The following is a 17,576-nucleotide window of genomic DNA, read 5'->3' on the forward strand; positions in this document are numbered from 1 at the left end:
CGCCGGAGGCCCGGTCAGGCCTCCCCGTTCCGTCCCCCTCCCGGACCGGGCCCGAGCCGGGCCTCCGCGCGGTCCCAGGCACGCCGGTCCCCCCGCGGTGCGTAGTGCCGCACCTCCTGAGTACGGGCGACCAGCCGTCGCAGTCCCGCGAGGTCACCCACGAGGCCGTGGGCGCGGGCCTGCAGCAGGACGTTCCCGAGAGCGGTCGCCTCCGCGGGTCCCGCCGTCACCGGAAGCCCGCTCGCGTCGGCCGTCCACTGGCACAGCAGCTCATTGCGTGAGCCGCCGCCCACCAGGTGGATCCGCCGCGGCTCGCGCCCGGCGAGCTCGGCCGCCCTGCGCAGCGTTCTGCGATGGGCGAGAGCCAGACTCTCCAGCACGCAGCGCACGTACCCGCCCGGCGTCCGGAGCGGCGCCTGACCCGTCCGCAGCAGATACGCGTCGATCCTGGCCGGCATGTCACCCGGTGCCAGGAACGACGCGTCGTCCGGGTCGATCACCGCGGCGAACGGCCGCGCCACCGCCGCGTCGGCCAGCAGACCGGCCAGGCCGAGAGGCACGCCGGCACGGTCCCACGCCCTGCGGCACTCCTCCAGCAGCCACATGCCCATGATGTTGCGGAGGTAGCGGACCGTGCCGTCCACCCCGCGCTCGTTGGTGAAGTTCGCCGCCCGGGACTCCTCGGACAGCACCGGAGCGTCCAGTTCCAGCCCGGCCAGCGACCAGGTGCCGCAGGACACGTAGGCGAAGTCCGCCTCCGTCGCCGGGACCGCCGCGACCGCCGACGCCGTGTCGTGCGAGGCGACCGTCGTCACCGGAGTGCCGGCAGGCAGCCCGGTGAACTCCGCTACGTGCGGCAGCAGCGTGCCCGCCGGGTCGCCCGGCTCACGCAGCGGCGGGAAGAGCGAACGCGACAGCCCCAGCCGCCCGATCAACGCGTCGGACCAGTCACCGGCGCGGGCGTCGAACAGCCCCGTCGTCGACGCGTTGGTGATCTCCGCGCCCACCGATCCGGTCAGCCAGTGCACCAGCAGATCCGGCATCAGCAGCAGCGTCCGCGCCGCCCCCCACTGGGCCGTCGTGCGGTGGGCGAGCAGCTGGAACACCGTGTTGAACGGCAGATGCTGCAACCCGCTCACCGCGTACAGCTCCCGCTCGCCACAGCCCTCCGGCAACCGCTCCGGCATCCCGGCGCTGCGCCCGTCCCGGTAGTGGAACGGCAGCCCCAGCAAGGCACCGTCGGCGTCCAGGAGCCCGTAGTCCACCGCCCAGGTGTCCACCCCGGCCGAGACCACCGGGCCGGCGCGTCCGGCTGCCCGCAGCCCCTCCAGCATGCCCTGGTACAGGGCCAGTACGTCCCAGCGCAGACCGTCCGGCAGGCGCACCGGAGTATTGGCGAACCGGTGCGCCTCGGCCAGATCCAGCGTCCCGGGCCCGACCCGGCCGGTCATCACCCGGCCGCTGGTCGCGCCGAGGTCGACGGCGGCGAAGACGGCGCCGCCGGCCGTGTTGCCGAGGGAGTTCACAGCCATGGCGCCCGTGTCCGCGTCATCGGAGGAAGGCCGCGGCCACGCCGGCGTCGACCGGAATGTGCAGACCGGTGGTGTGGGTGAGATCGCCGCCGGTCAGGGCGAACACGGCGTTGGCGACGTGCTCGGGCAGCACCTCGCGCTTGAGCAGCGTCCGCTGGGCGTAGAACTCGCCGAGCTTCTCCTCCTCGATACCGTACGTCGCGGCCCGCTGCGCGCCCCAGCCCGCGGCGAAGATGCCCGAACCGCGCACCACCCCGTCCGGGTTGATGCCGTTGACCCGGATGCCGTGCACGCCCAGCTCCGCCGCCAGCAGCCGCACCTGATGGGCCTGGTCGGCCTTGGTCGCCGAGTACGCGATGTTGTTCGGACCGGCGAACACGGCGTTCTTGGAAGCGATGTAGATGATGTCGCCGCCGAGGTGCTGCGCCTGCATCACCCGGGCGGCCTCCCGCGAGACGAGGAACGAGCCGCGCGCCATGATGGCGTGCTGCAGGTCCCAGTCGTGGGCGGTGGTCTCCAGCAGCGGCTTCGAGAGGGAGATCCCCGCGTTGTTCACGACGAGGTCCACGCCGCCGAACGCGAGCACGGCCGCCCTGAACGCCTCCGCGATCTGCTCCTCGCTCGTCACGTCGACCGTGACGGCGACCGCCCGGTCCGGTCCGCCGAGGTCCTCTGCGACCGCGGCCGCACTGTCGGCGTTCAGGTCCGCGACGACGACGCACGCGCCCTCGGTCACCAGCCGGTGCGCGATGGCCCGCCCGATGCCCGAACCGGCCCCGGTCACCAGAGCGACCCGGGTGGCCAGCGGCTTCGCCTTCGGCATCCGCCGCAGCTTGGCCTCCTCCAGCTCCCAGTACTCGATCCGGAACTTCTCGGACTCCTCGATCGGCGCGTACGTGGAGACGGCCTCGGCGCCGCGCATCACGTTGATCGCGTTGAGGTAGAACTCCCCGGCGACACGGGCGGTCTGCTTGTCCTTCCCGAAGGAGAACATCCCGACCCCGGGCACCAGCACGATCGCCGGGTCCGCCCCGCGCATGGCGGGGGAGTCCGGGACCGCGTGGCGTTCGTAGTACGCGCGGTAGGCCTCGCGGTACTCGCCGTGCAGCACCTTCAGCCGCTCCACGGCCTCGGCGACGGGCGCGTCCGCCGGAAGGTCGAGGACCAGCGGGCTGACCTTCGTACGCAGGAAGTGGTCGGGGCACGAGGTGCCCAGCGCGGCGAGCCGCGGATGTCCGGTGCGGGAGAGGAAGTCCAGCACGGGTTCGGCGTCGGTGAAGTGGCCGACCTGGGGGCGGTCGGTGGACGCCAGGCCGCGGATGACCGGCGCGAGTGCCGCCGCCCGCTCCCGGCGTTCGGCCGTGGGAAGGGCCTCGCGGCCGGGCAGCACGGCCCCGAACGGCTCGGGCCTGCCGCGCTCCCGCAGGAAGGTCTCCGCCGTGCGGATCATCCACAGGGCGTTGCGTTCGCAGGCGTCCGACGTCTCGCCCCAGGCGGTGATCCCGTGACCGCCCAGCACGACGCCGACCGCCTCCGGGTTCGCCTCCTTGACGGCGGCGATGTCCAGCCCCAGCTGGAAGCCGGGCCGGCGCCAGCCCACCCATGCCACCTTGTCGCCGAAGCACTCGGCGGTCAGCTTCTCCCCGTCGGCCGCGCAGGCCAGGGCGATCCCCGAGTCCGGGTGCAGGTGATCGACGTGCGCCGCCTCGACCAGGGCGTGCATGGCGGTGTCGATCGACGGTGCGGCGCCGCCCTTGCCGTGGAGGCAGTAGTCGAAGGCCGCCACCATCTCGTCCTCATGCTCCACCCCCGGGTACACCTCCTTGAGAGCGCGGACCCGGTCCAGGCGCAGCACCGCGAGACCTTCCTCCTTCAGGGTGCCGAGGTCGCCCCCGGAGCCCTTCACCCACAGGAGTTCGGTCTCGCCGCCGGTGACCGGGTCGGCGCCGGCCGCCTTCACCGAGGTGTTGCCGCCTGCGTAGTTGGTGTTGCGGGGGTCGGAACCGATGCGGTGTGCGCGCTCCAGGAGCGCGGCGACTTCGGCGTGCGTCGCGGATGTCATGAGATTTCCTTCGGGACGGGAGGTGCGTGGTCGACGGTCGGGGCGTACGGGCGGAGCCGGGTCAGGCGCCCCAGCCGGCCTGGGTGCCGCCCACCCTCGCGGCCGCGATGCGCTGCTGGTTGCCGGAGGCCAGGTAGGCGGCGAACGGGTCGCCGGCCAGACCCTGTTCGCCGCGGACCTCGGCCAGCAGCGGCCGTACGTCGGTGTTGTAGGCATCCATCAGTACGGCGTTCGACGCGAGCACATCACCCGATGTCTGCGCGGCGACGAGCGCCTCCGTGTCGACCAGCAGGGCCTTGGCCGTGGCCTCCTGCACGTTGGCGACGGACCGGATCACCGCGGGGATCTTCGCCTCGATGTTGTGGCACTGGTCGAGCATGAAGTTGACGTTGGTCTCGGCGCGGAGACCGCCGTTCTTGACGACCTCGTGCATGATCCGGAACAGCTGGAAGGGGTCGGCGGCCCCGACCATCAGATCGTCGTCCGCGTAGAAGCGGGAATTGAAGTCGAACGCGCCGAGCCTTCCCTCGCGCAGCAGCAGGGCCACGATGAACTCGATGTTCGTGCCCGGCGCGTGGTGGCCGGTGTCCACCACGACCTGTGCCTTCGGGCCGAGCTTGAGGCAGTGCGCGTACGCCGTGCCCCAGTCGGGCACGTCTGTCGTGTAGAACGCCGGCTCGAAGAGCTTGTACTCCAGCAGCATCCGCTGGTCGTCGCCGAGCCGCTCGTACACCTGGGCCAGCGCCTCGGCCAGGCGGTCCTGACGGGCGACGATGTCGTCCTGCCCGGGGTAGTTCGTGCCGTCGGAGAACCACAGCTTGAGATCGGGTGACCCGGTCTCGTCCATCACGTCGACGCACTCCAGCAGATGGCCGGTCGCCTTCCGGCGCACCGCCGCGTCCGGGTGGGTGACCGAGCCCAGCTTGTAGTCGTCGTCCTGGAAGACATTGGAGTTGATCGCACCGATCCGCAGCCCGAGGCTCTCGGCGTGGCGGGTCAGGGCGGCGTAGTCCGCCACCTTGTCCCACGGAATGTGGAGCGACACCTTCGGGGCGACGCCGGTGAACGTGTGGACCTGCGCCGCGTCCTCCATCTTCTCGAACGGGTCGCGCGGCACCCCGGGCTGCGCGAACACCTTGAACCGGGTCCCGGAATTGCCGTATCCCCACGAGGGGGTCTCGATCACCTGGGACTTCAGGGCTGCCTTGACGGCCGACACATCAGACATGAACACCTCGTAAGCAGATTCATCCGACGACCGCGACCGTCAAGATGATGTGAATCGTTTCATCTGAACGTACGCTAGGTTTGGCGCCGCTCACTAGTCAAGCGGTCGGACGGTGTTCATCTGGGGCGGAACATGGTTTGAATCAATTCACCATGGATCGGGGCGTCCTGACCGAAGACGGGCCCGGCCCGCCCCGGCGATCCGGGGCGGGCCGGTCACGGTGCCCGGCGCGGTGTGCGACGGCGCCCGGGGCGCGCAGGTCAGCGCCCGCTGCTCGACATGCTGGGCTGGAGCGCGCGTACGAGGTCGAAGAACCGGGACTCGTTGCCCGAGAGCCCGGCCCGGCGCAGTGCGCCGTCGGCCTCCTCGATGGGTGAGGTCAGCAACGGCAGGTACAGCGGGGCGTCGTCGGGATCGGAGAGCGCCGCCCGGGTCGCCTCCAGTAAACGGACATAGGCCTGCGCCGCCGCGAGTTCGTCCTTGCGCATCTCAGCATCTCCCGGTCAGAGGTGTCGGACCCACCAGCATCTCCCATGGGTCTGACAACACCCCGCGCCGACGGCCTCGGCACGCCTTCCGGGCGGTCCGGCTATCGGCTGTCCGGCCGGGGCGCACCGGCCGGCGGCTCCACCTCCAGGAACCTCCGGCGGCGTGGCCCCCGGTAGAGCAGCGCCGTCCATCCCCACTCCCTCAGCACCGCCGCGCACCGGGTCAGTTCGGCCTCCTCCTCGTGCGCCGCGCCGCTGCCGGGCGGGCCGAGCCATTCGACCCGGGTGGTGCCAGGCGCCGTGCCCGCCGTTACCCGGTACCCCGTCACCGTGCGCTGCCCCGACGCGTCGACGGCGGACGCGATGAGCCCCGACGCCTCCAGGGTGAGCGCGACGGCCCGTACCGCCCGGTGCGTTTCCCACGGGGCCGGCACGGATTCCGGGGCGGGGTGCCCGGTGTTCGTCAGCCGCCGGATCTGGAGCATCCCGGCGAACGCGGTCCGCACCGAGGCCGCCCGCCGGTCGGCGGGCCCGGGGAGCGGTGGACCCTCCCCGATGGCCGGTTCGAAACCGGTCTCTTCCTCGGCGCCCATCCGTCTCCCCTTCGCCGTACGGCACTGGTGCCAGTGTGCGCGGCCGCACTGACAACGGGGTCAGGCGGCCCCGATCACCTTGCCCGGGTTGAGGATGCCGTGCGGGTCGAGCGCCGCCTTCACCGCGTGGTGCATGGCGAGCACCGCCGGGCCCAGCTCCTTGTTCATGCCGCGCATCTTCAGCAGCCCCACCCCGTGTTCACCGGTGACCGTGCCGCCGAGCGCGATCGCGTCGTCGAGGATGTCCTCGAACGCCGCCTGGGCGCGGGCGCGCGCGGCCTCGTCCCCCGGCGGTGTGATGATCAGCGGATGGAGGTTGCCGTCGCCCGCGTGCGCGATGTTCGCCACCAGGATGTCGTGCCGGGCCGCCGTCCGTTCGATCCGGGCCAGCATCTCGGGCACCGCGGTCCGCGGCACGCAGACGTCCTCGGTCAGCACCGGGCCGAGCCGCTCCAGCGCCGGATAGGCCAGCCGCCGGGCCTGGAACAGCGCGTCTGCCTCCTGCTGGTCCGTGGAGACGGCTGCCCAGGTGGCACCGGCGCGTTCGAAGCAGTCGCGGACCAGTTCGGCCTCCGCGTCGCCCTCGGCGCCAGGCGTGTCGACCCGGCCGAGGAGGACCACGTCGGCGTCCGCGGACAGGCCCATCTTCTTCCAGGCGTCGACCGCGGCCAGGCAGTGCCGGTCGACGAGTTCGAGGGCCGACGGGATGACGCCGGACGCGGTCACCGCGCTGACCGCCTCGCCCGCGGCGACGACCGACGAGAAGTAGCCCGCCACCGTGCGCTCCTGGAGCCTCGCCGGGCGCAGCCGCACCGTGATCTCCGTGATCACCCCGAGCGTGCCCTCGGAACCCACCATCAGCCCCGCCAGGTCGTAGCCCGCCACGCCCTTCGCGGTACGGCGTCCGAGCGAGACGACCTCGCCGAGCCCGTTGACGACCTGGAGCCCCAGCACGTAGTCGCGCGTGACGCCGTACTTGACGCAGCACATGCCCCCGGCGTTCGTCGCGACGTTCCCGCCGATGGTGGACCAGGGCGAACTGGCCGGATCCGGCGGGTACCACAGCCCGTGCTCCGCGCTCGCCGCGCGCAGATCGTCGTTGACCACGCCGGGCTGGACCACGGCCAGCCGCTCCGCGCGGTCGATGGTGACGATCCGGTTCATGTCCTCGAAGGACAGGACGATCGCGCCGTCGACGGCGTTCGCGCCCCCGGACAGGCCCGTGCCGGCGCCGCGCGGCACCACTGGGATGCGGTGGGCCAGGCAGTGGCGCACCACGTCCCGCACTTCCTCGGTGCTCTGCGGGCGCACCACGGCCAGCGGAGTGCCGTACGGAGCCCATTCGGCCTCGTCGTGCTGGTAGCGGGCCAGGCCCGCCGGATCGGTCAGCACCCGCTGGGCCGGAATGCTGTCGACCGGTGCGTTCGCCACGATGGTGGCCACCTCCCAAAAGATGTATTACCCATCATTATGGAGCGGGGTCCCTCCGGGCGGCGGGACCGGGGGGCGGGCCGGGCCGAACGGGGCGCCGGACCTCGGTAGGCTCGGCCCCCGATGAACCCCGCACACCGGAGGACCGACGTACCGTGCCCGACAACGACCGAGCTCCCGCCCCCGACCGCGCGGACGGCACCGGCCTCTCCGCTCTGCGCGCCGACTGCGGGAACTGCTTCGGGCTGTGCTGCGTCGCGCTGACCCTCACCCGGTCCGCGGACTTCGCCGTCAACAAGGCGGCAGGCACGCCCTGCGGCAATCTCCAGGACGACTTCCGCTGCGGCATCCACACCCGGCTCCGGACCGAGGGCTTCGCCGGCTGCACCGTGTACGACTGCTTCGGCGCGGGCCAGAAGGTGTCGCAGGAGATCTTCGGCGGACGGGACTGGCGAACGGAGCCGGAGAGCGCCCGGCAGATGTTCGAGGTGTTCCCGGTCGTGCGGCAGCTCCACGAGCTCCTCCGCTACCTCACGGAGGCCGCGTCCATGGCGCCGGCCCGCCCCCTCCACGCCGAGATCCGGCGCACCCTCGAAGCGACCGACCGCCTCACCCGCCTCGACGCCGACGCCTTCGCGGACCTGGACGTGGCCGCGCACCGTGACGAGGTCGCCGCCCTGCTGGCACGTACCAGTGAACTGGTGCGCGCCACCGCACCGCGCAGGAAGAAGCGCGACCACCGCGGCGCCGATCTCATCGGGGCCCGCCTCAAGGGCGCGGACCTGCGGGGCGCGGACCTGCGCGGCGCCTACCTCATCGCGGCGGACCTCGCCGGCGCCGACCTGCGGCTGGCCGATCTCATCGGCGCCGACTTCCGGGACGCGGACCTGTCGGGCGCCGACCTGACCGGTGCGCTCTTCCTCACGCAGGCGCAGGTCAACGCGGCCCGGGGGAACGGTGCCACCCGCCTGTCGCCCGCACTCGACCGCCCGGCCCACTGGGAGAAGTGACCGGCCGCCGCGTCATCACACCTGCGGAACCTCGCTCTCCAGCGCCGCCTTGAGACGCTGGAGCGTGGTGCGGATGTTGTCGCGCTGGAAGACCGCGAAGGTCTTGCCCCGGGTCGCCGCCCGGTCGAAGGCGTTGGCCAGGAAGTCCGGCCAGGCGCGGCGGTCGTCGGTCCAGGTCTCGGTGACCCGGGTGCCGCCGTCCACGGCCTCGAAGCGGTACTCCCAGGTGGCGATCGAACCCGGCAGCCGCGGCCGCTTGGCACCGATGGCGTGGACCCGGAAGGCGAACCGCTCACCCGGGTCCGCAGCCGTCACCGTGCACCGCGTCGTCCAGCGCATGGACCCGCGCTTGTTTCGGCCCTCGAAGACCATGCCGACGTACGTGCTCCGCGGCTCGCCGAGCACCCTCGCGCCCCGGTTCTCCGGACTCCAGCGCCCCATCGCCGTGGGGTCGCTGACCCGTTCGTACACGGCCGACGGCTCGGCCAGGACCACGATGCTGTCCGACACGGACATGGTGCGGGGCATGGAGCACTTCCGTTCCGCGGCCGACTGCGGCAACCACCGGGGCGTCGGGCCGACCGCACGGCCGACGGGCTCCCGGAGCCCACACCCTACTCACCGGTCACATAGGCTCCGGAAGCGGGCACCGGCTCAACCGGCGGACCGGCGAGAACGCTTCGCGTCCGTGGTTCGTTGGACGAGAACGGCGTACCCCGAAACCGCGAACACCCGCGCCGACCGGACCGAGGAGCCCGCACATGCCCATCCGAACCGAGCCCGGCAGTACCGACACCAGCCGCACCCGCCTGATCGAGCGGCTCATGGAGCAGTTCCCGCACGTGCCGCGGGAGGCCGTCATCAAGGAGGACCTGCTGCGCGGCGGCCTGGCCTTCGACGAGTCCGCGCTCAGCGACAACGAGGACGGTGACGTCAAGCCGAAGTCGTACTTCATCTTCTCCTTCGACCACGGCACCCTCCCCGAGCTGGGCGCGGCCGCACTGCGCCGCCCGCCCGAGGAGATCGTGCTCACCGGCGGCCCGTACGAACTGCGGCGCACCGTCGTCTCCGTGCGGGTCAACCCGTCGTCTCCCTACCGCGTCGCGGCGGATGCCGACGGCGTGCTCGGGCTGTACCTCGACGGCCGGCGGATCTCCGACGTCGGACTGCCGCCCATGCCGGACTACTACCGGCACACCCTGGAGAACGGCAAGTCCGTGATGGAGGTCGCGCCCACCATCCAGTGGGGCTACCTCGTCTACCTGACGGTCTTCCGCGTCTGCCAGTACTTCGGCGCCAAGGAGGAGTGCCAGTACTGCGACATCAACCACAACTGGCGCCAGCACAAGGCCGCGGGGCGCCCGTACACGGGAGTGAAGCCCGTCGAGGAGGTCCTGGAGGCGCTGGCCATCATCGACCGCTATGACACGGCGAAGACGTCCACCGCCTACACCCTCACCGGCGGCGCCATCACCTCCCACATCGGCGGACGCGACGAGGCGGACTTCTACGGTCAGTACGCCAAGGCCATTGAGGAGCGCTTCCCCGGCCGCTGGATCGGCAAGGTCGTCGCCCAGGCACTGCCCAAGGCCGACGTACAGCGCTTCCACGACTACGGCGTGCAGATCTACCACCCCAACTACGAGGTGTGGGACCGCAGGCTCTTCGAGCTGTACTGCCCGGGCAAGGAGCGTTACGTGGGCCGGGACGAGTGGCACCGCCGCATCCTGGACTCCGCCGACGTCTTCGGCGCCCGCAATGTCATCCCCAACTTCGTCGCCGGCGTGGAGATGGCCGAGCCGTTCGGCTTCACCACGGTGAAGGAGGCGATCGACTCCACCACCGAGGGCCTGCGGTTCTTCATGTCCCACGGCATCACCCCGCGGTTCACGACCTGGTGCCCCGAACCGACGACACCGCTCGGCCGGACCAACCCGGACGGTGCGCCGCTGGAGTACCACATCCGGCTGCTGGACGCCTACCGCTCGACGATGGAGGAGTACGGTCTCAGCTCGCCCCCCGGCTACGGGCCGCCCGGCCCCGGGCGCGCGGTGTTCTCCGTCAGCTCCTTCATGGACAGCCTCCCGGCCCGCGAGGAGGATCCGGCCTAGGTCGGTGGACTACCCGACGCGCTCGTCGCCGATGAACGCGGTCAGCGCGGCCACGGTCGCGTCGGGCTGTTCGTCGGGGATGAAGTGTCCGGCCCGCGGGATGACGACGCCGGTGACGTTCTCCGCCCAGGGGGCGAGGGAGCCGGCCATGTCGGGGACCGAGCCATGGGAGCTGGAGATGCCCAGGACCGGGACGGTCACGTTCCCACGCCCGAGCGCCTCGTGATTCCCGCGCGCCGATTCCGAGGCGTCGCGGTAGTAGGCGAGAGATGCCCGGAGTCCGCCCTCGGCCGCGAGGGCGGCGGCGTAGTGGCGGACCTCGGCGTCGTCGAAAGCTTTCGGGGAGAGGGACTTGGCCCTCAGGAACCAGTCGACGTAGTCGCGTTCGCGGCCGGTCAGCAGGGTCTCGGGCAGTTCGGGCACCAGGTGGAACGCGAAGTGCCAGGTCTTCCAGGCCCGGTCGGGGTCCGTGGGGACGGAGTCCGGGAGGGTGATGCCGGGGATGCCGGCGTCGAGCAGGGCGACGCCGTGCAGGCGCTCCTCGTGCCCGAGGGCCAGGGAGAAGGCGACCCAGGCCCCGATGTCGTGGGCGACGAGCCAGTACTTCGGCACGTCGAGCGCGGTCAGCGCGGCCTGGACACGCGAAGCGACGGTGTGTGTGTCGTAGCCCCCTTGCGGGCGGTCGGAGTGGCCCTGCCCCGGCAGGTCGACCGCGATCACACGGAAACGCCCGGCAAGGCCCGGCATCACCTTCCGCCAGGCCCACCAGGTCTGCGGGAATCCGGCGAGCAGGACGACGACGGGACCGGCCGGCGCGCCGCCCTCCACGGCGTGCAGCCGGATTCCTTCCGCGTCGACCCAGCGGTGAGTGAAGCCCGCGAGGTCGTGCAGCGCCAACCCGGGGAACGGGTTCTGGTCGCAGGAGCGGTCCGGGGCTGTGGCGTCGTCGGTCATGGCGTGATCCTAGCTCATCTTGAACTGATCAGTTCAAGATATGATGAGCAGGACCGGGGCGGCCGGTCCAGGAGCGAGGTGCACGGGTGATGGCCGGGAAGAAGCAGTTCGACGTGGAGGTCGCGCTCGACGCGGCGATGGTCCAGTTCTGGCGCGCCGGATACGCCGACACGTCCGTCGACGACCTCTCCAGGGCGACCGGGCTGAACCGCAGCTCCATCTACTCCTCGTTCGGGGACAAGGACGCCCTCTTCCTGCGCTGCCTGGAGCGCTACGCGGTGCGGTACGGAAGCAGCTACGACCAGGCGCTGTCACGGGCGTCCGAGGAACCGCTCCAGGCGGTACGGGCGTTCTTCGAGGTCACCCTGCGGCGCATCGCCGATCCCGACGTGCCCGACGGGTGCCTGATGGCCCAGACGGCGATGGCGGCACCGGTGCTCAGCCCCGCCATCGCCGCACGCGCGGTCGAGGCCCTGGGCCTTCAGCGTGCACGGCTGCGGACCGCCCTGAACACCACGCGGCTGGCCGGGGGCCGGGCCGACGACTTCGCGGTTCACCTCGCGGCGGTCAACCAGTCACTGGCCGTGCTGAGCAGGACCGGGGCGAGCCGGGAGGAGCTGCGCACGGTCATCGACATCAGCGTGAGCGCGCTTTCGCAGGCCTTGGACGACCGGAGTCGCTGAGCCAGTCCGGCACACCGTCCCCACGCCACGCCACGTCACCCGTCGACCGGAGCGGGGGTGCCGGCCAGTTCCCGCACCACGCGGGCGAAGCCCCGTACCAGTGAGCTGTCCATGCCGTCCGCCCAGGCGAGCACCACCCGAAGGGGTTCCACGTCCGTCAGCGGCACCCAGGACAGATCGGGCCGTGCGTAGTACCGGGCCATGCTGAGGGGGGCGAAGCAGACGGCGGATCCCTCCGCGACCTGCTCCAGCATCTCCTCCACGTTGTCATTGGTCGGCCCCCACTTCGGACTGGAGCCGTCGGGCCGGGGGTTGACGGCCCACCAGTCGACCCACTCCCGTGGTGCCCGCTCCGTCCACATCAGCGGATCGTCCCCGACCTCCAGCACCGAGACACCGGTACGGGACGCCAGGGCATGCCCGGACGGCAGCCCCACCACGCGCGGTTCGGTGTGCACCAGCTCGCTGTGCAGGCCGGTCAGATCGTTGGGCAGCCAGACGAAGGCGACATCGGCCAGGCCGTCGCGCAGCGCGTCGGCCTCCTGCCCCCAGTCGTACCGCTTGGGCGCCACCCGCACCCCCGGGTGGCGCCGGGAGAACTCCGCCCGTGCCCGTGTGGTCAGTTCACCGGCGCCGCTCGCCTCGAAGCCCACCCGCAGAACGCCCGTCTCGCCCCGCGTGTGCCGCTCGGCCGCCGCCGTCACCCGCTCGGACTGGCGCACCGTGAGCAGCGCCTCGGCGATCACGTCGCCTCCCGCGGCCGTCGCCGAGACGCCGCCGGCGTGACGGTCGAAGAGCCGCACTCCCAGTTCGGACTCCAGGCTCTTGAGTGCGTACGAGAGGGCCGGCTGGCTGACGAACAGCCGACGGGCGGCCCGCCCCAGGTTCTCCTCTTCGGCGATCACGGTGAGGTAGTGCAGCTGACGCAGCTCCATCCAGCGATCATAAGGGCCGTTTATCGATCCAGAAGACTTTTGTCTTGGACCGCACGGGACCGCGGATGACACAAATGAATCACCGCAACACCGCTACGGACAGAGGGAGTCGGACATGAACGCCGCACAGGGAGCAGCCGCCCGCGACGCCGCACAGGACGCACAGGGCCGCGTCTGGCTGATCACCGGCGCCTCGTCCGGATTCGGACGCGCCATCGCCACCGCCGCGCTCGCCGCCGGCGACACCGTCGTCGCCACGGCCCGCAGGCCGGAGGCCCTCGACGACCTGGTGGCCGCGCACCCCGACCGCGCCTTCGCCGTCCAGCTGGACGTCACCGACACGTCGCGCATCGCTGACGTCGTGGCGGACACCGTGCTCTGGCACGGCCGCATCGATGTGGTGGTCAACAACGCGGGGATGGGGCTCGTGGGCGCCGTCGAGGAGACCAGCGACCGCGAACTGCGCGACCTCATGGACCTCCACTTCTTCGGCCCCGCCGCCCTGGTGCGCGCCGTTCTGCCGCACATGCGCCGCAACGGCTCCGGAGCCTTCGTCCAGATGAGCAGCATGGGCGGCCGCTTCACCTTCCCCGGCGTCGGCGCCTACTCGGCGACGAAGTTCGCGCTGGAGGGCCTGTCGGAGGCGCTGGCCGCGGAGGTCGCGCCGCACGGGATCAAGGTCCTCATCGTCGAGCCCGGTTCGTTCCGTACGGGCTTCGCCGGGGGCGGCGCGCTGCGGCAGTCCGCCGCCCTGCCCGCCTACGAGGAGACCGTGGGCCCCGTCCGCAGCAACCTCCCCGGCTCCGACGGCAAGCAGGAGGGCGATCCGGACAAGGCGGCCGCGGCCATCCTCACCGCGCTGGACGCCCAGGACACCCCGCTGCGGCTGCCCCTCGGCAACGACGCCACGGACGCGGTCCTGGCGAGTCTCGACTCCGCCCGCTCCGAATTGCTGACCTGGGAGAAGCTCAGCCGCAGCACCGGCTTCGACGCCTGAGGCCCTCGCGCGGACGAGGCCGTGCGGCAGGGGCGCGCCCCTGCCGCACACAGCCGTACCGGGTCTCAGGCGCGCCACTCGGGGGTCCGCTCGGCGGACGCCGAGGCGAGGGCCTTCTCGATCGCCGCGACGTCGCCGCGATGGCCGTAGACCGGGGTGCCCGGCTGCTGGCGCCACGACTCGTCGAGCCCGCCGGCGTCCACCGTGTCGAAGCCGAGCTCGTCGATCAGGTCGCGCACCGTCTGCTTGGCGGCCGCGTCGTCCCCGGCCACCGGCAGTGCCTGGCGCTCCGCGGTGCCCTTGGGCGTGCCGTTGGAGAGGATGTCCTGCGCGTACGTCCCGTTGAAGGCCTTGATGACGGGGTGGCCGATCTGCTCCTGCGTCCACAGGCTCTCCGGCTGACCGTCCTCGATCGCGGCGATACGGCCGTCGCGCTCGCGCGGGTAGTAGTTCCCGGTGTCGATGACGGCGAAGCCCTCCGCAGCGCCGTCGAGGAATCCGGCGGGCAGCGCCGGCACGGCCTTGAGCGGCACGGTGACGACCACGACCTGGGCGCCCTTCGCCGCCTCGGCGGCGGTGACCGCGGTGGCACCGGTCTCCTCCACCAGGGCGGTGAGGGTCTGGGGGCCGCGCGAGTTGGCGACGGACACCTCGTGGCCGAGCGCGGTGAGGCGCCGGGTGAGGTTGCCGCCGATGTTCCCTGCCCCGATGATGCCGATCTTCATGGGTCCGACCTTCCGATGGTGCGAGCGGTACGTGAAGTGGTCTCGCCGGTTCACCAACTCCTGGCTTCCGGCACCTATTCCGTGCGCGGGCAAAAGGTTTCCCGCCCCGCGGAAGGATGGGACCCGCCGGCTGCGGGCACGTAACAGGGACAGGAAACGGAATCCCCCGAACCCCCGTAAGGCGGTGCCCATGCTGCACGGTGTCGACGTCAGCGCGTATCAGTCCTCCTTCGACACGGACGGTCTTGATTTCGTCCTCATCAAGGCCACGGAAGGCCGCTCCTATGTCAATCCGCGGCTGACCACACAGACGAAGCTCGCCCGGGACGCGGAATGCGTGGTCGGCTTCTACCACTTCCTGTGGCCCGGGAATATCACGGCGCAGGCGGAATACTTCCTCAGCAAGGCGCCGGAAAAGGCGGGTGACCTGCTGGCCGTCGACTGGGAGCAGAACGGCGAGGGCACGCACGCGAGCAATGCGGAGAAGGACCGCTTCATCCGCGAGGTCAAACGGCTGCGACCGGACCACAAGGTCCTGCTCTACTGCAACCGCTACTTCTGGCTGAACCACGACACGACGTCGTACGCCGGGGACGGCCTCTGGATCGCCGACTACGTCACCGCGGGAAAACCGCGCATCAAGGCGTCGTGGCGCATTCACCAGTACACCGACCAGCCGCTCGACAAGGATGTCGCGGCCTTTTCCTCGCGGGCGGCCATGCGCACCTGGGCGAAGGGGTAGCGACCGCGATCGGCCGGGCAGCCGAGAAAGGGCGAGAATCGGCCATCCGAAATACCCTGTTCCGAGGCTTGCGCGCCCCGGTCCGTGTGAACCGGACCGGCCGGAGGCGCGCATCGAAGCGGAGGAGCACCCATGAGAGCCGCCGTTGTCCGCAGCTTCACCGAGCCGCTGGTCGTCGAGGACAGGCCGGTGCCCACCCCGGCCGGACACCAGGTGCTGGTCCGCATGGAGGCGTCGGGGCTCTGCCACACCGACATCCACGCCGCCCACGGGGACTGGCCGGTCACGCCGAGTCCGCCCTTCGTCCCGGGGCACGAGGGCATCGGGATCGTCGAGGCGGCCGGTGACCAGGTCAGCCATCTCGCAGTGGGGGACCGGGTGGCCATCCCGTGGCTCGGCGAGGCGTGCGGACACTGCGACCACTGCGTCTCCGGCTGGGAAACGCTCTGCCTGGCCCAGCAGAACAGCGGCTACTCGGTCGACGGAAGCCACGCCGAGTACGCCCTCGCCCATGGGACGTACGTGGTGCCCGTGCCCGAGGGCATCGACCCGCTGGATGCGGCGCCCCTGACCTGCGCGGGCGTCACCACGTACAAGGCCGTGAAGCTCTCCGGTGCCCGGCCGGGCACCCGTGCGCTCGTCTCCGGCATCGGCGGGCTGGGGCACCTCGCCCTGCAGTACGCCCGGATCTTCGGCGCGGAGACCATCGCCGTCGACGTGACCGACGAGAAGCTGGCGCTCGCCCGGGAGTTGGGTGCCGATCACGTCATCGACGCCCGGGTCCAGGACGTGGCCGAGGAGACGCGCCGGCTCGGCGGCGCCGACGCGGCCATCTCCCTCGCCGTGAGCAACGAGTCCTTCGCCGCGGCCTACGGGTCCCTGCGGCGCGGCGGGACGCTCGTCCTGGTGGCTCTTCCGGCCGGGGGGAAGCTGGAGATCCCGGTCTTCGACACGGTCCTGAACGGCACGAAGATCGTCGGTTCCATCGTCGGCACCCGGCAGGACCTTGCCGAGGTGTTCCGCCTCCACCTCCTCGGCCGTACCCGTGTGGTGCGTGAGACCAGGGACCTGGCCGACATCAACGCCTCGATCGACGAAGTGCTCAAGGGCGAGGTGTCGGGGCGGCTCGTCTTCGACCTGGGCCGTCCGAAGGCGTGAGCGCCACCCGCACACCTTCGTAGGTGCATACCCGCCGCGGGTATGCACCTACGATATGCGTGATGAACGAGACCCCGCCCAGCCTCCTGGGACTCACGACGTACCTGATGTCCAGGACCGGCAAGGCCGCGCGGAGCCGCCTCGCGGAGCGGCTGGCCGGACGCGGCCTGCGGCTGCGGCACATGGCGGTGCTGTCGGCGCTCGTGGACTTCGGCCCGCATGCGCAGCGGGAGCTGGCGGACCGGCTCTCGATCGACCGCGGCGACATCGTGAACCTCGTGGACGATCTCCGGGCGGCCGGACTCGTGGACCGGGCCCGCGACACCGCTGACCGGCGACGCGTCACGGTCACCGTCAGCGAGGCGGGCCGCACGCTGTTCGAGAGCCTCCGGGCCGACGCGCTGGACGTGCAGGACGAGATCCTGGCACCCCTCACCGCGCGTGAACGCAGCCGTCTGACCAGTCTGCTGAAGCGTGTGCACGACCATGTCCGGGAAAACGCCGGGGACTGACGTCACCCGGCTCCGGTCATGGCCGCAGTCGCGGCCGATCTGCCGGACGGGCCGTGGCGGCCAGGTCGCTGACCGATTCCGCGTACCGGGTGCGGCAGACTTCTTCGGTGACCACAGCCGCGGCTCAGCCGCCTCGTGACCGTGCACTCGGGCGCGGTATCTCCACTCTCATTCCGCAGGCCGCGACCGCGACACCTGCCGAACAGGCGGCCGCCGTGCTGACGGCCATGCAGAGCGTTCCGGTACGGGTCGGTGTGCTCCAGGCCGCCGTCGTCCTGCTGGAGGAACGGGTGCGCGCCACGGGCGACGAGGCCGAACGCGCCGCGGCGGCGACCACCGTGGCCATGCTCCGCACCGCGATCGGCCAGGCCGGCTGACCACCGGCACGGTGGACGCGCCGGCGCGGGAGGCCCGC

Annotated in this window: 18 protein-coding genes; 8 read left to right on the top strand and 10 right to left on the bottom strand. The window is 71.5% G+C overall.

Annotation, left to right across the window (positions count from 1 at the left end; all coding sequences use genetic code 11):
- Positions 1-14: 14 nt before the first annotated feature.
- The 6 genes from OG408_RS38430 to OG408_RS38455 form a co-directional block, all read right to left on the bottom strand.
- Entirely contained in the window at positions 15-1,532 is a 1,518-nt protein-coding gene (locus OG408_RS38430; RefSeq protein WP_326674128.1) for a rhamnulokinase, read from the bottom strand.
- A 16-nt stretch (positions 1,533-1,548) separates the two neighbouring features.
- Positions 1,549-3,594 carry a bifunctional aldolase/short-chain dehydrogenase gene (locus OG408_RS38435; RefSeq protein WP_326674130.1) on the bottom strand — a complete coding sequence of 682 codons (2,046 nt, stop codon included), beginning with the start codon at positions 3,592-3,594 and terminating at the stop codon, positions 1,549-1,551.
- Positions 3,595-3,655: 61 nt separating this feature from the next.
- Positions 3,656-4,822, bottom strand: coding sequence for an L-rhamnose isomerase (gene rhaI / locus OG408_RS38440; protein WP_326674132.1), 1,167 nt, complete (start codon positions 4,820-4,822; stop codon positions 3,656-3,658).
- Between the two features lie 260 nt (positions 4,823-5,082).
- A complete protein-coding gene (locus tag OG408_RS38445; protein ID WP_326674133.1) occupies positions 5,083-5,310 on the bottom strand; it encodes a hypothetical protein in 228 nt (75 codons plus the stop codon).
- Between the two features lie 101 nt (positions 5,311-5,411).
- Positions 5,412-5,903, bottom strand: a complete 492-nt coding sequence (locus tag OG408_RS38450; RefSeq protein WP_326674135.1) for a hypothetical protein — start codon at positions 5,901-5,903, stop codon at positions 5,412-5,414.
- A 60-nt stretch (positions 5,904-5,963) separates the two neighbouring features.
- Positions 5,964-7,334 (bottom strand): FAD-binding oxidoreductase, encoded by a 1,371-nt coding sequence (locus OG408_RS38455; protein ID WP_285565509.1) that lies wholly within the window; start codon positions 7,332-7,334, stop codon positions 5,964-5,966.
- Between the two features lie 155 nt (positions 7,335-7,489).
- Here OG408_RS38455 and OG408_RS38460 point away from each other — a divergent pair, with 155 nt between their 5' ends.
- Positions 7,490-8,344 carry a pentapeptide repeat-containing protein gene (locus OG408_RS38460; RefSeq protein WP_285565508.1) on the top strand — a complete coding sequence of 285 codons (855 nt, stop codon included), beginning with the start codon at positions 7,490-7,492 and terminating at the stop codon, positions 8,342-8,344.
- A gap of 15 nt (positions 8,345-8,359) precedes the next feature.
- Here OG408_RS38460 and OG408_RS38465 read toward each other — a convergent pair whose 3' ends face one another.
- On the bottom strand, positions 8,360-8,872 hold the full coding sequence (locus tag OG408_RS38465) for an SRPBCC family protein (RefSeq protein WP_285565507.1): 513 nt from the start codon (positions 8,870-8,872) through the stop codon (positions 8,360-8,362).
- A 233-nt stretch (positions 8,873-9,105) separates the two neighbouring features.
- On the opposite strand from OG408_RS38465, the gene OG408_RS38470 reads away from it, so the two are divergent.
- On the top strand, positions 9,106-10,455 hold the full coding sequence (locus OG408_RS38470) for a radical SAM protein (protein WP_326674137.1): 1,350 nt from the start codon (positions 9,106-9,108) through the stop codon (positions 10,453-10,455).
- Between the two features lie 9 nt (positions 10,456-10,464).
- Here the strand turns inward: OG408_RS38470 and OG408_RS38475 are convergent, their stop codons facing one another.
- Positions 10,465-11,409 carry an alpha/beta fold hydrolase gene (locus tag OG408_RS38475; protein WP_326674139.1) on the bottom strand — a complete coding sequence of 315 codons (945 nt, stop codon included), beginning with the start codon at positions 11,407-11,409 and terminating at the stop codon, positions 10,465-10,467.
- An 89-nt stretch (positions 11,410-11,498) separates the two neighbouring features.
- Between OG408_RS38475 and OG408_RS38480 the strand changes: the two genes are divergently transcribed.
- Positions 11,499-12,092, top strand: coding sequence for a TetR/AcrR family transcriptional regulator (locus OG408_RS38480; RefSeq protein ID WP_326674141.1), 594 nt, complete (start codon positions 11,499-11,501; stop codon positions 12,090-12,092).
- Positions 12,093-12,127: 35 nt separating this feature from the next.
- Here OG408_RS38480 and OG408_RS38485 read toward each other — a convergent pair whose 3' ends face one another.
- Positions 12,128-13,027: a LysR family transcriptional regulator gene (locus tag OG408_RS38485; RefSeq protein WP_326674142.1), complete on the bottom strand. Its 900-nt coding sequence runs from the start codon at positions 13,025-13,027 to the stop codon at positions 12,128-12,130.
- Between the two features lie 115 nt (positions 13,028-13,142).
- Between OG408_RS38485 and OG408_RS38490 the strand changes: the two genes are divergently transcribed.
- Positions 13,143-14,024 carry an oxidoreductase gene (locus tag OG408_RS38490; RefSeq protein ID WP_285565502.1) on the top strand — a complete coding sequence of 294 codons (882 nt, stop codon included), beginning with the start codon at positions 13,143-13,145 and terminating at the stop codon, positions 14,022-14,024.
- Positions 14,025-14,089: 65 nt separating this feature from the next.
- Here the strand turns inward: OG408_RS38490 and OG408_RS38495 are convergent, their stop codons facing one another.
- A complete protein-coding gene (locus OG408_RS38495; protein ID WP_285565501.1) occupies positions 14,090-14,941 on the bottom strand; it encodes an NADPH-dependent F420 reductase in 852 nt (283 codons plus the stop codon).
- Between OG408_RS38495 and OG408_RS38500 the strand changes: the two genes are divergently transcribed.
- From OG408_RS38500 to OG408_RS38515, 4 genes are all read left to right on the top strand, one after another.
- Complete coding sequence (locus OG408_RS38500; RefSeq protein WP_285565500.1) at positions 14,940-15,491, top strand: glycoside hydrolase family 25 protein; 552 nt, start codon at positions 14,940-14,942, stop codon at positions 15,489-15,491. The two genes, OG408_RS38495 and OG408_RS38500, sit on opposite strands and share 2 nt — an antisense overlap.
- Before the next feature lie 132 nt (positions 15,492-15,623).
- Positions 15,624-16,649 (top strand): alcohol dehydrogenase AdhP, encoded by a 1,026-nt coding sequence (gene adhP, locus OG408_RS38505; protein WP_326674144.1) that lies wholly within the window; start codon positions 15,624-15,626, stop codon positions 16,647-16,649.
- Between the two features lie 62 nt (positions 16,650-16,711).
- On the top strand, positions 16,712-17,161 hold the full coding sequence (locus OG408_RS38510; protein ID WP_326674145.1) for a MarR family winged helix-turn-helix transcriptional regulator: 450 nt from the start codon (positions 16,712-16,714) through the stop codon (positions 17,159-17,161).
- 107 nt (positions 17,162-17,268) lie between these two features.
- On the top strand, positions 17,269-17,538 hold the full coding sequence (locus OG408_RS38515) for a hypothetical protein (RefSeq protein WP_285565497.1): 270 nt from the start codon (positions 17,269-17,271) through the stop codon (positions 17,536-17,538).
- Positions 17,539-17,576 lie beyond the last annotated feature (38 nt).

This window comes from Streptomyces sp. NBC_01257 (assembly GCF_035917255.1).
Taxonomy (GTDB): Bacteria; Actinomycetota; Actinomycetes; order Streptomycetales; family Streptomycetaceae; genus Streptomyces.

Bases quoted from the DNA above. Each gene is read 5' to 3' on its own strand.
- adhP (WP_326674144.1), top strand. From the start codon at position 15,624: ATGAGAGCCGCCGTTGTCCGCAGCTTCACCGAGCCGCTGGTCGTCGAG.
- OG408_RS38435 (WP_326674130.1), bottom strand. From the start codon at position 3,594: ATGACATCCGCGACGCACGCCGAAGTCGCCGCGCTCCTGGAGCGCGCA.
- OG408_RS38470 (WP_326674137.1), top strand. From the start codon at position 9,106: ATGCCCATCCGAACCGAGCCCGGCAGTACCGACACCAGCCGCACCCGC.
- OG408_RS38485 (WP_326674142.1), bottom strand. From the start codon at position 13,027: ATGGAGCTGCGTCAGCTGCACTACCTCACCGTGATCGCCGAAGAGGAG.
- OG408_RS38465 (WP_285565507.1), bottom strand. From the start codon at position 8,872: ATGCCCCGCACCATGTCCGTGTCGGACAGCATCGTGGTCCTGGCCGAG.
- OG408_RS38500 (WP_285565500.1), top strand. From the start codon at position 14,940: ATGCTGCACGGTGTCGACGTCAGCGCGTATCAGTCCTCCTTCGACACG.
- OG408_RS38480 (WP_326674141.1), top strand. From the start codon at position 11,499: ATGGCCGGGAAGAAGCAGTTCGACGTGGAGGTCGCGCTCGACGCGGCG.
- OG408_RS38490 (WP_285565502.1), top strand. From the start codon at position 13,143: ATGAACGCCGCACAGGGAGCAGCCGCCCGCGACGCCGCACAGGACGCA.
- OG408_RS38445 (WP_326674133.1), bottom strand. From the start codon at position 5,310: ATGCGCAAGGACGAACTCGCGGCGGCGCAGGCCTATGTCCGTTTACTG.
- rhaI (WP_326674132.1), bottom strand. From the start codon at position 4,822: ATGTCTGATGTGTCGGCCGTCAAGGCAGCCCTGAAGTCCCAGGTGATC.
- OG408_RS38430 (WP_326674128.1), bottom strand. From the start codon at position 1,532: ATGGCTGTGAACTCCCTCGGCAACACGGCCGGCGGCGCCGTCTTCGCC.
- OG408_RS38450 (WP_326674135.1), bottom strand. From the start codon at position 5,903: ATGGGCGCCGAGGAAGAGACCGGTTTCGAACCGGCCATCGGGGAGGGT.
- OG408_RS38475 (WP_326674139.1), bottom strand. From the start codon at position 11,409: ATGACCGACGACGCCACAGCCCCGGACCGCTCCTGCGACCAGAACCCG.
- OG408_RS38495 (WP_285565501.1), bottom strand. From the start codon at position 14,941: ATGGGCACCGCCTTACGGGGGTTCGGGGGATTCCGTTTCCTGTCCCTG.
- OG408_RS38510 (WP_326674145.1), top strand. From the start codon at position 16,712: ATGAACGAGACCCCGCCCAGCCTCCTGGGACTCACGACGTACCTGATG.